Here is a 14,548-nt window from a genome sequence, read left to right as displayed (position 1 = left end):
GTGCGCGTGCGCCCCCTTCGGGCGCCCCCGGACGTCAAGACGCAGAGATCGCCCCCCGGGTTGCCCGTCCACGGCGTGGGCGATGATGGACGGGTTCCGCTTCTCACTTCTCCCGGAAGGGCTCTTCAATGGCACCGCGCATCCTGCTGGCCCGGCACGGACAGACGGCATGGTCGCTGGCCGGCAAGCACACGGGCAGGACCGACGTGCCGCTTCTGGAGGAGGGCCGCAGGGGCGCGAAGCTGCTGGGCGAACGCCTGCACCGGTCGCCGTTCGACGGGCTGGCGGGGGCGGGCATCGAGGTCCGCACCAGCCCTCTGTCACGCGCGCGTGAGACGTGCGAACTCGCCGGCTTCGGCGAACGCGCGCGTACCTGGGACACGCTCATGGAGTGGGACTACGGCGCGTACGAGGGCATGACACCGGCGGACATCCAGGCGGTCCGGCCCGGCTGGCTCATCTGGCGCGACGGCGTGCCCGAGGGCGAGAGCCTGTCCGAGGTGACCGCCCGGGCCGACGAGGTGGTGACGTGGGCGCGCGAGGCGGACCGGGACGTGCTGGTGTTCGCGCACGGGCACATACTCCGCTCCATAGGCGCCCGCTGGCTGGGGCTGCCGCTCGACTTCGCGGCGCGCATCCGGCTCAATCCCACATCGCTGTCGGTGCTGGGATGGGCGTACGGGGAGCCGGCCATCGAGAGCTGGAACGACCTGGGGCACTTGGCGGCGTAAAGGGCGGGCCCGGGCGCCGGCAGGGCGCCGTCGGCTATGCCGTGCGCGGCACGCTCGCGTGCCTCTCCAGGAACGCCGAGACCCCGTTGGCCCGACGGTGCGGCAGCAGCACCCGTGCCGTCCCCGCCAGCATCGTCTGCACCCGTGACGACTGCACCAGGTCCAGCAGGTCCAGGACCCGCATCCCGGCCGCGGCGGCCTCGTCGGGAAGGCCCCCGCGGGCCAGGTCGTCCGCCAGTTCCGCCGTGTACAGCGCGATGTTGCGCGTGAAGTGCGGATCCTGCAGCTGGGCCGCCCGGTCGGCGTGCCGCGCCGCCCGCCGCCAGTTGCCCAGCGTCGACCAGCACTGCGCCTCCAGGGCCTCCAGCTCAGCCTCTCCGTAGAAGCTCATCCACTCGGGGTCGGCGTCCGAGCGGCCCCGCTCGTAGAAGGCCAGCGCGCGGGCGAGGGCCTGTTCGCAGCCGGTGCGGTCGGCGAGCCCCGCCCAGCCGCCCGCCTCGCGCAGCGCGAGCAGGGACATCAGACGGGAGGAGCCGAGGGGCCGCGCGACGCGTTGCGCGGCCTGCGCCGCCCGGACCGCCTCGCGTGGCCGGCCCGCGTCGCGCGCGAGGAACGACGTGTTGCAGAAGGCGTGCGCCTCCAGTGCCGCGTCGCCCGCCATCCGGGCGGTCGCCAACGCCTCCGCGTAGTGCGAGCGCGCGTCGTCGAACCGCCCCGAGTCGTGCGCCAGCCACCCCACCGAGATGGCCAGTTCGCCCGCGCCCGAGTGGAGCCGGTCGCACGTCGCCTGCCGGGTCGTACCGGCGTCGAGCAGTGCGTAGGCGGCGCGCAGCGGCGCGGCCGCCCGCCGGTAGAGGCCGTCGGCGCCGTGCCGGTCGTCGAGCAGCCGGATGCGGCGTACGGCTTCCTCGAGCGCGTCCGCCTCGCGTCCCCCGACACGTCTGACGGGACGCTCCGCGGCCGCGGCGTCGAAGGTGAGCCCCAGGGGGCCCAGCGAGGCGGCGGCCACCGTGGCGCCGCCGCCGGTCATGAATGCGCGACGCAGCACGTCGCTCTCCTCGTGGATCTCGTGGTTCTGGTGGTTCTGCTGTGCGCCGTACGACTTGTACGGGTCCTGCGGGTCTCGTGGGACATACGGCTCGTCGGCCCCCCGGGTCTCACTCGTGGTGTGCGTGCGGCTCGTGGTGTGCACGAGGGGCGCGTCCTCGTCGGTGCGCGCCCGGCGTCCGCGTACGGACGAGCGGGGCGCGAAGCCGAGGTCGGCGAGCGTGCGGCCGGGGAACATGTGCAGGAACACCCGTTCGTACGCATAGTTGGGGCAGCGGATCTCACCGGCCTCGACCCGTCCGACGTAACGCGCGTCACAGCTGACCAGCTCGCCGATCTCGCGGGCGGCCCGTCGCACCACCGCGGCGAACTCGGCCGGCGAGCGCTGTCCGCGCAACTGCCGGAACGCGAGATTCGGCCGCGGTGGTCTGGGGTACTGGGACGAGGTCAGCTCTGACGACGCCATGGCCGGGTCCTCTCGTGCGAACCGTCGAACCATGCCGGGACGAGGACGAGTTGAACCGAATATCCGTGTGTTGCCCTTGTCTCCGGCGGGCAAGAACGTACCTGCTGTAGCGAAGCCGCCACGCTGCGTTTGGCTACAAACCGGATATCTCATACGTGATCTGCCATGAACTGCCATCCTTTGCGGCTGACTTCCGCCGTAGCCGTTGACGTCGCGAGGCGTTGAACTCCTCGGACTGCAAAAGGGGTTCCGTGGTGGAGGTCGTGATGAAGACCAGCCAGAGCGTCGTTCCTCGTACGCCATCGACGACGGTGGGACATGCGCCGACAGCAGAGTTCAGCGAGCCGCCGGAGGTGGGCTGTGACGTGGTCACCGTTCCGGCGCGGCAGGGCCTGGAGGCGGTCGACATCCTGCGGCGGGGCGCCGGAGACGGGGTGGGGCCCGTGCTGCACGACGACGGTGGCGACACGCTGGGCTTCGTGGTACCGCCGGGCACGGCGGCCGCCTGGGACGTGCCGGGCAGCACCTGCACGGAGACCGACGGCCGCGGGCTCAACCTGAACCTGCACCCCGAGCCGCCGGTCGAAGGCTCGGACTGGCTCCTGCCGCCCGGAGAGGCGGACCTGGCGACCGATCCCGCGGTGCTGCGGGCGGCGCTGGGCGAGGCGGCGCGGTTGATCGAGGCGGCCGACAACTGTCGGTGACGCATGGTCGCCGCTGTGGGCGGGTGGGAGTGCCCGTGCCCCCTGATAATGGCCACGTGGGAAAGTCCAGGAACCCCCGGCGCTCCGGCGCGGCCCTCACCTCCGTCGTCGAGACCGTCGACGGAGGGCTCGCCGAGCTCATACCCGACCCGGACCGGGCGCGGGCCTGGACGCTGCTGATCGACGGGGCCCCGCAGTCGCACGTGGATCTCGACGACCCCGCCTACCTCTCCTTCGAGTACCAGCGCCGCCTCGGCCACGTCATCGACCTCGTCGCCCCGCCCGGCAAACCCGTACAGGCCGTGCACCTCGGCGGTGGCGCCCTCACCCTCGCCCGTTACGTCGCCGCGACCCGCCCCCGCTCCACCCAGCAGGTCGTCGAACGCGACGCGGCCCTCGTTCAACTGGTCCGCCGCGAGTTGCCGTTGGACCGAAACGCCCGCATCCGGGTGCGGTCCGTCGATGCGCGTGAAGGGCTCGCCAAGGTCCCCGAGGGATGGGCCGACCTCGTCATCGCCGACGTCTTCAGCGGGGCCCGCACCCCGGCCCACCTCACCTCGACCGAGTTCCTCGACGAGGTCCGCCGGGCGCTGAAACCCGGTGGCTGGTACGCCGCCAACCTCGCCGACGGGCCGCCGCTCGCGCATCTGCGCGGCCAGATCGCCACCGCCGCCGCACGGTTCGCCGAGCTGGCGCTGGTCGCCGACCCGACCGTGCTGCGCGGCAAACGCTTCGGCAACGCCGTCCTGCTCGCCGCCGACCTGCCGCTCCCGGTCGCCGAACTGACCCGCCGCGCCGCCTCCGACCCGCACCCCGGCCGGGTCGAACACGGCAGGTCCCTCACCGACTTCACGGGAGGCGCCCTGCCGGTCACGGACGCGGCTGCGGTGGCCTCACCGGCGCCACCGGCGTCCGTCTTCAGGTGAGTCGGCGCCGGCTCAGGGGCGGTCAGTAGTTCCCGATCTCCACCCGCGGCGGCCCGTCGTGCCATGTGCAGAACACCGAGACCCGGTCCGCGCCCGCGCCGAACTCCACCCGGATCCACGTCTGCGTCTTCCACACCTGCATCGACCATCCCGCGCCCGGCGTGGCGGAGACGAGGGTCGCGGAGGTCGCGCCGATGTCGAAGACCACGCGGCCGCCGTCGGTGTCGTAGCTCTTGACCTGGCCGGACGTGGTGGGGGAGGGGCCGGTGTTCTGCGGCGGTGTCTTCGAGGGGGTCGGCGTGCGAGGCGTTTCGGTCGGCTTCGGGGAAGGGGACGAGGGGGTCACCGACCCCTTCGACGGGGTCGCCCGATTCGTCGACGACGCCAGCGGCTTCGCCCCCTGGGTCGTCGCGTCGGCCGCCGTGATGGGCAGGGCGCGCGGCCGGTCGTACACCGTGCCCGTCATCACCGTGTGGACACCCCACCACGACAGCGTGACCGCCGCGCCGGTGGCGAGCGACCAAGCGAGTACGTGTACGAGTCCTCTGCGCATCGCGGGCCATACTGCCTCACGCGTCCCGGACGTGTCGCGCGGTTGTGCGCGGGCGTGGAGTTGCCCACAGGGGGGCGGTTGTCCACAGTCGGCAAGTTGTCCACAGGCCCGGACCCGGCTCGTCGGCATGGCGTACGGTGCGGCGCATGGCAAGTGTGCTCGTGGTCGAGGACGACCAGTTCGTACGCTCGGCGCTCATCCGGCACCTGACCGACGCCGCCCACACGGTGCGCAGTGTCGGCACGGCACTGGAGGCGCTGCGCGAGGTCGCCCATTTCCGTTTCGACGTGGTGATCCTGGACCTCGGACTGCCCGATCTGGACGGCTCCGAGGCCCTGAAGATGCTGCGCGGCATCACGGACGTGCCGGTCATCATCGCCACGGCACGGGACGACGAGGCGGAGATCGTCCGGCTGCTGAACGCGGGGGCGGACGACTATCTGACCAAGCCGTTCTCGGTCGAGCACCTGTCGGCCCGGATGGCCGCCGTCCTGCGCCGGGCCCGGTCGGGCAGCGGGGAGGCCGCCCCCTCCAGCGTGCTGCGCGTCGGCGGCCTGACCGTCGATCCGCTGCGCCGCCAGGCCGAGTTGGACGGCGCGAGCCTGGACCTCACCCGCCGCGAGTTCGACCTGCTCGCCTTCCTGGCCGGGCGCCCCGGGGTCGTCGTACCGCGCAAGGAACTGCTCGCCGAGGTGTGGCAGCAGTCGTACGGCGACGATCAGACCATCGACGTCCATCTGTCCTGGCTGCGCCGCAAACTGGGCGAGACGGCCGCCAACCCGCGCTATCTGCACACCCTTCGGGGTGTCGGCGTGAAGCTGGACCCGCCGCTATGAGGTGGGCACTGGTCAAGGTCTGTCTGGCCGTCACCATCATGGTCGTGGTCGCCTTCGCCGTGCCGCTCGGACTCGTCATCCGGGAGATGGCCCGCGACCGCGCCTTCTCCAACGCCGAGCGGGAGGCCGCCGCCGTCGCCCCGGCGCTGTCCATCACCACCGACCGCGACCAACTGGAGCGGGTCGTCGCCTCGGCCGGCTCGGACGCGGGCATGGCCGTGCACATACCGGCCTCCGGTGACACCGCCTCCGGTGGCACGGCCGCCGTCGACCTCGGTCGGCAGCGCGCCGCCGCCGACGACATCGCGACGGTACGACGGCTGGGCCGCGCCTCGACCAGCGAGGTGCCCGGCGGATCCACGCTGCTCCAGCCGGTCGCGCTCAGCTCCGGCGAGATCGCCGTCGTCGAGGTGTACGTCCCCGACTCCGAGGTCACCAACGGCCTCACCACGGCCTGGGCGGTGCTCGCCGGCGTCGGCGTAGCGCTGATCGTCGGGTCGGTCGCGGTCGCCGACCGGCTGGGCGTACGGATGGTGCGGCCCGCGCAGCGCCTGGTCGAGGGTGCGCACGAGCTGGGGGAGGGCAAGCTGGGCGCCCGGGTGCCCGAGGAGGGGCCGAACGAACTGCGGCTGGCGGCGGTCGCGTTCAACTCGATGGCCGACCAGGTCGTGCAACTCCTCGCGAACGAGCGTGAGCTGGCGGCGGACCTGTCCCATCGCCTGCGCACCCCGCTGACCGTGCTGCGCCTGAACGCGGCCTCGCTCGGGGACGGTCCGGCCGCCGAGCAGACCCGGGCCGCCGTCGCCCAGCTGGAGCGCGAGGTCGACACCATCATCCGTACGGCCCGGGACGCCAAGCCGCAGACGGTGGCGGCCGGTCCGGGCGCCGGGTGCGACGCGGCCGAGGTGGTGCGCGAGCGCATGGCGTTCTGGTCGGCGCTGGCGGAGGACGAGGACCGCAAGGTGCGGGTGGCCGGCGCCGACCGGCCGGTGCGGATACCCGTGGCCCGGGCGGATCTGGCCGCCGCGCTGGACGCCCTGCTCGGCAACGTCTTCCGGCACACCCCCGAGGGCACGGCCTTCGCGGTCGACCTGCACAACGGCGAGGACGCGGTGATCGTGCTCGTCTCGGACGCCGGGCCCGGTATATCCGACCCCGAGGCGGCGATGGCGCGCGGGCGGGGGTCGGGCAGTGCCGGCTCGACCGGGCTGGGGCTCGACATCGTGCGGCGGCTCGCGGAGTCGACGGGCGGGGACGTGCGGATCGGGTCGTCGGTGCTGGGTGGGACCGAGGTGCGGATCTGGATCCAGCTGGACGGGCGGGCACCCGTGCGCAGGGGGCATCGGGGAGCGGTGCGACGCCGCCGGCCCGGCAAATTGGTCTCTACCTTTAACCGCTCCCGATCCCTTCCTTAAGCGCACCCTAAGGTCCTCAACACCGGTCTGGATCAGGGCTTTTGCCCGATTCGAGATCGCTAGCGTGCTGCCGCACCCCACCCCTGGGCTCCCCCGTGAACCCGTGAAGAGCGAAGGCAGGCACGCGATGAGTACGCACCGGCGCAAGGTCAGTGTCAGGAACAAGGCGATAGGCGCCCTGGTCGCCGCGGCCGTGGCCGGCGGTGGCGCGATCCTGTTCACCGGTACTGCCCAGGCGGCCGGGATCGCGGCGGCGTACACCAGGACCAGTGACTGGTCGACGGGTTACACCGCGCAGTACGTCGTCACGAACAACAGCGGTCGGGCGGAGAAGACCTGGACGCTGGAGTTCGACCTGCCCTCGGACGCGAAGCTCGGTTCCCTGTGGAACGCCGAGTCGAGCGTGCGCGGGCAGCACGTCACCGTCACGCCGCCGAAGTGGGACACGGACGGCTTGGCGGCCGGTGAGTCGGTGACGGTCGGCTTCGTGGTCAACGGCACGGGCGCGCCGACGGGCTGTCTGATCGACGACGCGAAGTGCTCCACGGACGACAGCGCGACGCCGGAGCCGAGCGGCCGCCCGACGTCCACCGAATCCGCCACGCCGACACCGAAGCCGACGGTCACCCCCACTCAGAGCGCGACCCCCACCGCCGAGCCCTCGCAGACCCCCGGCACCGGAACGGGAGCCACCACCGGCTTCGCCCCCTACATCGACACCTCCCTCTACCCGGCGTTCGACATGGCGGCGAGCGCCGAGGCGACCGGCGTCAAGGACTACAACCTCGCCTTCATCACCGACGGCGGCGGCTGCACCCCGAAGTGGGGCGGCGTCACGGACCTCGGCGGCGACGCGGTGGCCGCGCAGATCGGCGACCTGCGCGCCAAGGGCGGCGACGTCCGCGTCTCCTTCGGCGGCGCGGCCGGCAGCGAGCTGGCCACGACCTGCTCCTCGGCGGACGCGCTGGCGGCGGCGTACGGCAAGGTCGTGGACGCGTACAAGCTGACCAAGGTCGACTTCGACGTCGAGGGCGGCGCACTGCCGGACACGGCGGCCAACACGCGCCGCGCCCAGGCGATAGCCAGGCTCCAGGCGGACCACCCCGACCTGGACGTCTCCTTCACCCTCCCCGTCATGCCGGAGGGCCTGACCCAGCCGGGCGTCGATCTCCTCGCCAACGCCCAGCAGAACCGCGTGAAGATCAATACCGTCAACATCATGGCGATGGACTACGGCCCCGCGTACAGCGGCGACATGGGCACCTACGCCGAGCAGGCGGCCACCGCGACCCAGGCCCAGGTCAAGAGCGTGCTCGGCCTCTCCGACAGCGCGGCCTGGAAGGCGGTCGCCGTCACCCCGATGATCGGCGTCAACGACGTCACGACCGAGATCTTCAAGGTCGACGACGCCACCCAACTCGTGAAGTTCGCCCAGTCCAAGGGCCTCGGCTGGCTGTCGATGTGGTCGGCGACCCGCGACAAGCAGTGCGCGGGCGGCGAGAAGCCGGCGGCGGACGCGACGTGCAGCTCGGTCCTGCAGGAGAGGTTCGCGTTCTCGAAGGCGTTCGCGGCCTACAACTGACCCAGGTCGCCTCTCGAACCACGTGGACGTGCCCCGGCCGGTCTTCCCCCCTAGCCGGCCGGGGCACGCGCACTTGACGAGAGGTGTGCGCCCCCCCCGCCGGTCATGCCGACTCGGATGTCGATGCTCGTAGCCGGTTGCCCGTGCGCGGACTTGTAGCATCTGAGCACCATGGGCAAGGGGGAGAGCGTGATCGAACTGTCCGACATGATCCGCGAGTTGAGGCAACAGCTGAGCACTGCCCTGGCGGACGGAGGGGGTGAGGCCCTGCGGTTCGAGCTCGGGCCCGTCGAGCTCGAGGCGACGGTCGCCGTCAGCCGGGAAGCGGGCGCGGACGGCAAGGTACGGCTCTGGGTCGTCGATGCCGGGGCGAACGGCAAGTACACGCAGGCGCAGACGCAGCGGGTCACCGTCACCCTCACCCCGAAGGTCGTTCCGGCGGGCGGGGGCACGGCACGGACGGTGCTGATCGCGGGCGGCGAGGTTGACGGGGAGCGCTGAGGACGGGCTTCGGCCGGAGCAGGTCGCCGAGGTCATCGTCGCGGCATCGGAGCGCGGTGAGGCCAGACGCGGCACGGGTTACCTCTTCGCCCCCGGCAAGCTGCTCACCGCCGCCCATGTCGTCGACGGCACGAACGACGTCTGCGTCCGCTTACAGGCCGACCGGCCGGGTGAGCGGACCTTCAAAGCCGTGGTGCAGTACCGGCACGAGGCCATCGACGTCGCGGTCCTCGCCCTCGCGGAGGAGCCGGGCACGGACATCGTGCCCGCCGTCTTCGGCGGGGTTGGCGACCAGGACGCGGTGCTGCCCTGCACGACCATGGGCTACCCGCGCTTCAAGCTCCGTACGGACGAGGACGGTTCACGCTTCCGCGACGTGGAGCACATCCACACGAACTGCGCCGTCCTCTCCAACCGACGTGAGGGCACCCTCGACCTCACGGTCTGCCCGTCGCCCGCCGACGACCCGGATCCCGACCGGGACCCTTGGGAAGGCATGTCCGGAGCAGCCGTCTTCGGCAACGGCCGGCTCGTCGGGATCGTCGCGCGTCGCCATGGGGGTAACGGCACCGGACGCATCGCGGCGAGCCGGGTGGACCGCTGGGCCGAGGCGCTCACCGGCGCGGAACTGGCGGCACTGGAACGGTCGTTGGACTGTGCACTGTCCCCCGGGGCACTGCCCGACGCGCTGCCCGCCACCACCTTCGACCTGATCCAGGAGGCCTACCGAGCTCAGCTCACCGAGGACTTCGCCCCCGAGGAACTCAAGGATCGGGAGTCCGAACTCCGTGACCTCACAGCCTTCTGCGGCGGCCCCCAGCAGTACCTGAGGCTTCAGGGGCGGCCCTGGGCCGGGAAGACGGCGCTCGCCGCCTGGTTCGCACTGCACCCGCCCCGCGGTGTCGTCCCGGTGTGGTTCTTCATCACCTCCCGCAACGCCCGCCAGTCGGACAGCGACGCCTTCACCGGCGCGCTCATCGACCAACTGGCGGCCATCGCGGGCCACGCACCATCCGGCCATCACTCGCCGGCGGCCCGAGACGGGCTGCGCGGCCTGCTCCTGCGCAAGGCCGCCGAACGCGTCGCGCAGCAGGGCGGCACCCTGCTCCTCGTGGTGGACGGGCTCGACGAGGACCAGTCCCTGGCACCGGGCGGCAACGGTCCGAGCATCGCCTCGCTGCTGCCCAGGCGGCCTCCCCCGAACGTCCGTGTCCTGGTGACCGGCCGACCGAGCCCCGACCTTCCCCTGGACGTGAAGGACGAACACCCCTTGCGTCACTGCCGAGTCCTCGACCTGGTCGCGACGGAGGAGGCTCGGCACATCGAGTACGAGGCCAAGCTGGATCTCCGGCGAGCGCTGTCCGGCGACCGGGTGCAGGTCGATCTGGTCGGCCTGCTCACGGCGGCGCGCGGCACGCTCACCGTCGACGATCTGCGGGAACTGACCGGCGCACAGACCCACGAACTGCGTCGGCGGCTCGGCAGTGCCTTCGGCCGGATCCTTCGCGAGCGCGGCACCGGCGGTGGCGCCGACAGCGGGGGAGACGTCACCCTCTACGTGGCCGGCCGCGGTTTCCTCTTCGCGCACGAGACCCTTCTGGCCGCCGCGCAGGAAGCCCTGGGACGGGACGTGGACGCCTACTGGGAGCGGCTGCACGCCTGGGCGGAGAGCTACCGGCGACAGGGCTGGCCGCAGCACACGCCGCTCTACCTGCTCCAGCCGTACGGCCGTCTGGTCACCTTCCTCAACGCCGCGCACCGCGCCGCCGCGCTCGCGACGGACGTACGACGACGGGACCGGCTGAGGGAGGTGACGGGCAGCGACGCGGCCTGCCTCGCGGAGATCGCGGCGGCCGGTCGAGTGGTGCGCCGCGTCGCCCCCGACGACCTGGGCACCCTGGCGAGCCTGGTGGCCGCCGGGGACCTGCTGGCCCGGCGCAACAAGCTGCTGCATCCCGAGATCCCCGCGGTCTACGCCGGTCTCGGCCGGGTCCGTCATGCCATCGGCCTCGCCCACAGCATCTTCGAGCCGGTGGACCGGGCACGGGCACTGTCAGCCGTCGCGCGCGTGCTGGCCGGCACGGGAGACCGGCGGGCGGTGGGGCTGGCGGAGGAGGCGGTGCGGCTGATCCAGCAACTGGTGGCGGAGAGACCCAAGTACTACGACGAAGTGGCGGACGAGGAGACCGACGCCGCGCTGGGCACCCTGGCCGCGGTGCTGATGGGGACGGGGAACCACAGCGAGGCGCTGCGCCGGCTCGGCGAGTTGCGGCAACCCGCCTCCCCGCAGGGGATCGAAGCCGTCCTGGCCACCGCCCGTGCGGCCGGCGACGCCGAGCGCGCCGAACGGCTGCTGAAGCACGCGGAGGGCCTGGCGGAGCAGATGGACGACCTGTACGACGCGGCGTACGCGCGGGCCGGCACAGCGGCAGAGTGGACCGCCCGCGGCGCACCGGACCGTGCGGCTGTGCTCCACGACTCGCTGGCCGCGCTCTCCGAAGGCCCCTCGGCCCACCTCGGCAACATGACCGCGGTCGTCGCGGAGGTCCTCCACTCCGTTCGCCCGAGCCAGGCCGAGCGGGCCCTGCAACTGTCCTTGGCGTACGCCGAGGGCGTCCTGCGAAAGCCCGGTACGCCCGGCATCTCGGCACGCTGGAGCGACGGGTACGGCGTCCACCGAACCGTGACAGCGCTCGCCGCGACCGGTCGGGTGGACGAGGCCCTACGGCTGCGGCAGAGGTTGAACCTTGCGAAGAACTCGGTGTGGCACCACTTGAACATCATGACGCTGGACACCAGCAGGGCGGTCGCCGAAGCATGGGCGCGTGCGGGGCGAGTCGCCGAAGCATGGGCTGAGCTGGACGTTTTCGACGACCCTGTCATCGAGTACGAGCGGGAGAGCGACCGATCCGTCGCCCGCGTCGCTCGCCTGCTTGTCGCCTGCGGATCCGCCGACGACCTGGAGACCCTGCTGCTCACGACGGAGGACAGCAAGTGGCGGAGCGTCGCCACGGCACTGGTCGTGCTCGCCGAGAGCTTTGCCGAGACCGAGCCCGAGCGGGCGCTGCGACTGCTCCAACAGGCCGAGAACGCCCATGACCTGACGGGTGAGGTGGCCGACTCGGGCCAGGCCGAGCGGCTGGTCCACCTCGCGAGCGCGCTCGCCACGGCGGGCCTGCCCCATGACGCCGAGCGTCTCGTCGAGACCATCGGAACCCCCGACGTACGAGCATGGGGCTTCGCCGCCGTAGCCAGGGCGGTCGGGGGTGAGGACACCGCCCTGGCATCGCGGCTGGCCGAACGAGCGTCCGAGGTCGCCGCAGGAGTGATCTCCACCATCGAGGTCATCGAAGGCCACGCTCTCGTGACAGCTGTCGTCCAGGCATGGGCGTCCGTGGGCGCGGCGGATCGCGCGCTGGAAGCCATGGCGCAGCTGAGGCGAAAGCTCGAAGTCAGGGGTTCGATCGTGCCGTCCCTGCATGCCCACGCGGAGGCGGCGGCCGGCCTGTGGCGCCACCACCCGAAGACGGCGGACCGCCTCGCCCAGGAAGCGATGTCGGCCGCGCTGCACGTGCCCGTGCCGGAAGTCGGCAGGCTCCTCGCCACGGTGGCGCCGTACGACAGCGAGCGGAGCCGGTACGTCCAGGAGCTCGTCCGCGAGCTGGACGACGCATGGGACCTCCTCATCACGGACCGGGCGCTGCTGGGCCTGCTGAAGGCCATTGTCGAGCCGGCCTCAGCCCCCCGCTTCCTCGATCAGGTGGCCGCGGAACACGAGCGCCTGCCGTTCTACCGGCCGGGAGACGTAGAAGTCCTCGCCCATGCCGCGTTGGGCGACCTCGCTGCCGCCGAGACGGTCATCCGTTCCATGACGGTCGACGACGCGCGCGCGAAGGCGCTCGTCGCTCTCGCGGAGTACGTGGCGTGCGTCCCCGTCGCTCCACTCAGCCGTGAGTTCCTGGACTACGAGGGCACCGCCCGTCGCCTCGCCGCCCATTTCGTCCCCCCGCCCGCCGGCCCCGACCTTCCCCACGCGAGGGCCCTCCTCGCCGAGGCACTGACACCCGACGGCTGGCACCACGCGGTCCCGGTCCTCGCGGCCCTCGACATCGACGCCGTCCGCGCGGTACGAGACGTCGTCTTCGCCCACGTCGGAATCCACGACTGAGACGCCGTCCGCCGAGCTCGCCCGCAGGAAGACCGCGGGGCGCGGCACGTCCCCTCCGCGTGCCACGCCCCGTCCCCGACCGGCTGCCCTGCGCTAGATCTGCGTCTCCAGCGCGGGCAACACCCCCGCCCGGGCAGCCTTCCCATACCAGTACGCACTCGACTTCGGCGTCCGAGTGAGCGTCGCGTAGTCGACGTACACCGCCCCGAACCGCTTCTCGTACCCGTACGCCCACTCGAAGTTGTCCAGCAGGGACCACAGGTAGTAGCCCCGGACATCGGCGCCGTCGGCGATCGCGCGGCGGACGGCGGAGAGGTGGCCGTGCAGGTAGGCGATGCGCTCCGGGTCGTGGACGCGGCCGTCGGGGTCCGGCTTGTCGTCGTACGCCGCGCCGTTCTCGGTGATGTACAGCGGCAGGCCCGGTGCCTCGCGCGTGTACCGCATGATCAGCTCGTGCAGGCCGGTCGGGTCGATCGTCCAGCCCATTTCGGTGCGCTCGCCCGGCGTCTGGTGGAACATCACGTCGTCCGCGCTGGGCCACGGCGAGTGTTCGCTCGCCCCGTGGCCGTCCGCCCGCGGGCCGTTGGCCTCGGTGTCGGCCGCCGACACCAGCGTCGGGGTGTAGTAGTTCAACCCCAGCGCGTCCAAGGGCTGGTGGATCGCCGCCAGGTCGCCCTCCAGGACGTACGACCAGTCGGTGACCAGCTCCGTCGCCGCGTACAGGCTCTCCGGGTACGCGCCGTGCAGGATCGGGCCGTGGTAGATCCCGTTGGCCAGGTCGTCGATCTTCCGGGCCGCCGCCAGGTCCGCGGGGTCCTGCGAGACCGGCCGCACCACCGAGGAGTTGAGGCTGAGGGCCACCGAGTTGCGGGCCGGCATCACCGAGCGCAGGGCCGAAGCGCCCAGCCCGTGCGCCAGGTTGAGGTGGTGGGAGGCCCGCAGCGTCGCCACCGGCTCGGTGCGGCCCGGCGCGTGCACACCCGACCCGTAGCCCAGGAACGCGCTGCACCACGGCTCGTTGAGCGTGATCCACTGCTCCACTCGGTCGCCGAGCGCCTCGCCGACGATCTGCGCGTACTCGGCGAACCGGTACGCCGTGTCGCGCTCCGGCCAGCCGCCCGCGTCCTCCAGCTCCTGGGGGAGGTCCCAGTGGTAGAGGGTGACGGCGGGCTTGATGCCGTGCGCCAGCAGCTCGTCCACCAGACGGCGGTAGAAGTCCAGGCCCCGCTGCACAGCCGGGCCCCGGCCCGTCGGCTGCACCCGCGACCAGGAGACCGAGAAGCGGTACGCCGACAGCCCCAGCTCGGCCATCAGCGCCACGTCCTCGCGGTAGCGGTGGTAGTGGTCGACAGCGATGTCACCGTGGTCGCCGCCGGCCGTCCGGCCCGGCGTGTGGCTGAAGGTGTCCCAGATGGACGGCGTACGGCCGTCCTCCCGCACCGCCCCCTCGATCTGGTACGCGGACGTCGCCGCGCCCCAGAGGAAGGCGGGGGGAAAGGACACGGAGGACATGGGTTCAGGCATGGAAGCGCTCCCATAGGGGGTCGTGGAGACCGACGGGTAGGAGGGGAGGGGGGATGAGGGAACGGGGATGAGGGGCCGAGACGGCGGTGTCCCGG

Annotated in this window: 11 protein-coding genes; 8 read left to right on the top strand and 3 right to left on the bottom strand. The window is 72.2% G+C overall.

Features of this window, described 5'->3' with window-relative positions; genetic code table 11:
* The first annotated feature begins 128 nt into the window (after positions 1 to 128).
* Entirely contained in the window at positions 129 to 731 is a 603-nt protein-coding gene (locus AB5J49_RS17705) for a histidine phosphatase family protein (protein ID WP_369169599.1), read from the top strand.
* A gap of 34 nt (positions 732 to 765) precedes the next feature.
* Here the strand turns inward: AB5J49_RS17705 and AB5J49_RS17700 are convergent, their stop codons facing one another.
* Entirely contained in the window at positions 766 to 2,244 is a 1,479-nt protein-coding gene (locus AB5J49_RS17700; protein ID WP_369169598.1) for a hypothetical protein, read from the bottom strand.
* 266 nt (positions 2,245 to 2,510) lie between these two features.
* Here AB5J49_RS17700 and AB5J49_RS17695 point away from each other — a divergent pair, with 266 nt between their 5' ends.
* A complete protein-coding gene (locus AB5J49_RS17695) occupies positions 2,511 to 2,948 on the top strand; it encodes a hypothetical protein (RefSeq protein WP_369169597.1) in 438 nt (145 codons plus the stop codon).
* A 56-nt stretch (positions 2,949 to 3,004) separates the two neighbouring features.
* Positions 3,005 to 3,874, top strand: coding sequence for a spermidine synthase (locus AB5J49_RS17690; RefSeq protein WP_369169596.1), 870 nt, complete (start codon positions 3,005 to 3,007; stop codon positions 3,872 to 3,874).
* 22 nt (positions 3,875 to 3,896) lie between these two features.
* On the opposite strand, the gene AB5J49_RS17685 is transcribed toward AB5J49_RS17690, so the two are convergent.
* The gene (locus AB5J49_RS17685) at positions 3,897 to 4,427 is read right to left on the bottom strand and encodes a hypothetical protein (protein ID WP_369169595.1); all 531 of its coding nucleotides are present in this window, start codon (positions 4,425 to 4,427) and stop codon (positions 3,897 to 3,899) included.
* A gap of 146 nt (positions 4,428 to 4,573) precedes the next feature.
* On the opposite strand from AB5J49_RS17685, the gene AB5J49_RS17680 reads away from it, so the two are divergent.
* The 5 genes from AB5J49_RS17680 to AB5J49_RS17660 all read left to right on the top strand — a co-directional run bounded on the left by AB5J49_RS17680 (position 4,574) and on the right by AB5J49_RS17660 (position 12,929).
* Entirely contained in the window at positions 4,574 to 5,263 is a 690-nt protein-coding gene (locus AB5J49_RS17680) for a response regulator transcription factor (protein WP_369169594.1), read from the top strand.
* A complete protein-coding gene (locus AB5J49_RS17675) occupies positions 5,260 to 6,678 on the top strand; it encodes an ATP-binding protein (RefSeq protein ID WP_369169593.1) in 1,419 nt (472 codons plus the stop codon). Before AB5J49_RS17680 ends, AB5J49_RS17675 begins: the two co-directional genes overlap by 4 nt.
* A gap of 127 nt (positions 6,679 to 6,805) precedes the next feature.
* Entirely contained in the window at positions 6,806 to 8,260 is a 1,455-nt protein-coding gene (locus AB5J49_RS17670) for a cellulose binding domain-containing protein (protein ID WP_369169592.1), read from the top strand.
* 189 nt (positions 8,261 to 8,449) lie between these two features.
* Positions 8,450 to 8,761: a trypco2 family protein gene (locus tag AB5J49_RS17665; protein ID WP_369175172.1), complete on the top strand. Its 312-nt coding sequence runs from the start codon at positions 8,450 to 8,452 to the stop codon at positions 8,759 to 8,761.
* Complete coding sequence (locus tag AB5J49_RS17660) at positions 8,745 to 12,929, top strand: trypsin-like peptidase domain-containing protein (RefSeq protein WP_369169591.1); 4,185 nt, start codon at positions 8,745 to 8,747, stop codon at positions 12,927 to 12,929. Before AB5J49_RS17665 ends, AB5J49_RS17660 begins: the two co-directional genes overlap by 17 nt.
* Positions 12,930 to 13,022: 93 nt before the next feature.
* Here the strand turns inward: AB5J49_RS17660 and AB5J49_RS17655 are convergent, their stop codons facing one another.
* Entirely contained in the window at positions 13,023 to 14,453 is a 1,431-nt protein-coding gene (locus AB5J49_RS17655) for a GH1 family beta-glucosidase (RefSeq protein WP_369169590.1), read from the bottom strand.
* Between the last annotated feature and the right edge of the window lie 95 nt (positions 14,454 to 14,548).

The sequence above is a fragment of the Streptomyces sp. R28 genome (assembly GCF_041052385.1).
Classification (GTDB): Bacteria; Actinomycetota; Actinomycetes; order Streptomycetales; family Streptomycetaceae; genus Streptomyces.
This window is presented reverse-complemented; position numbering and strand designations above follow the sequence as displayed.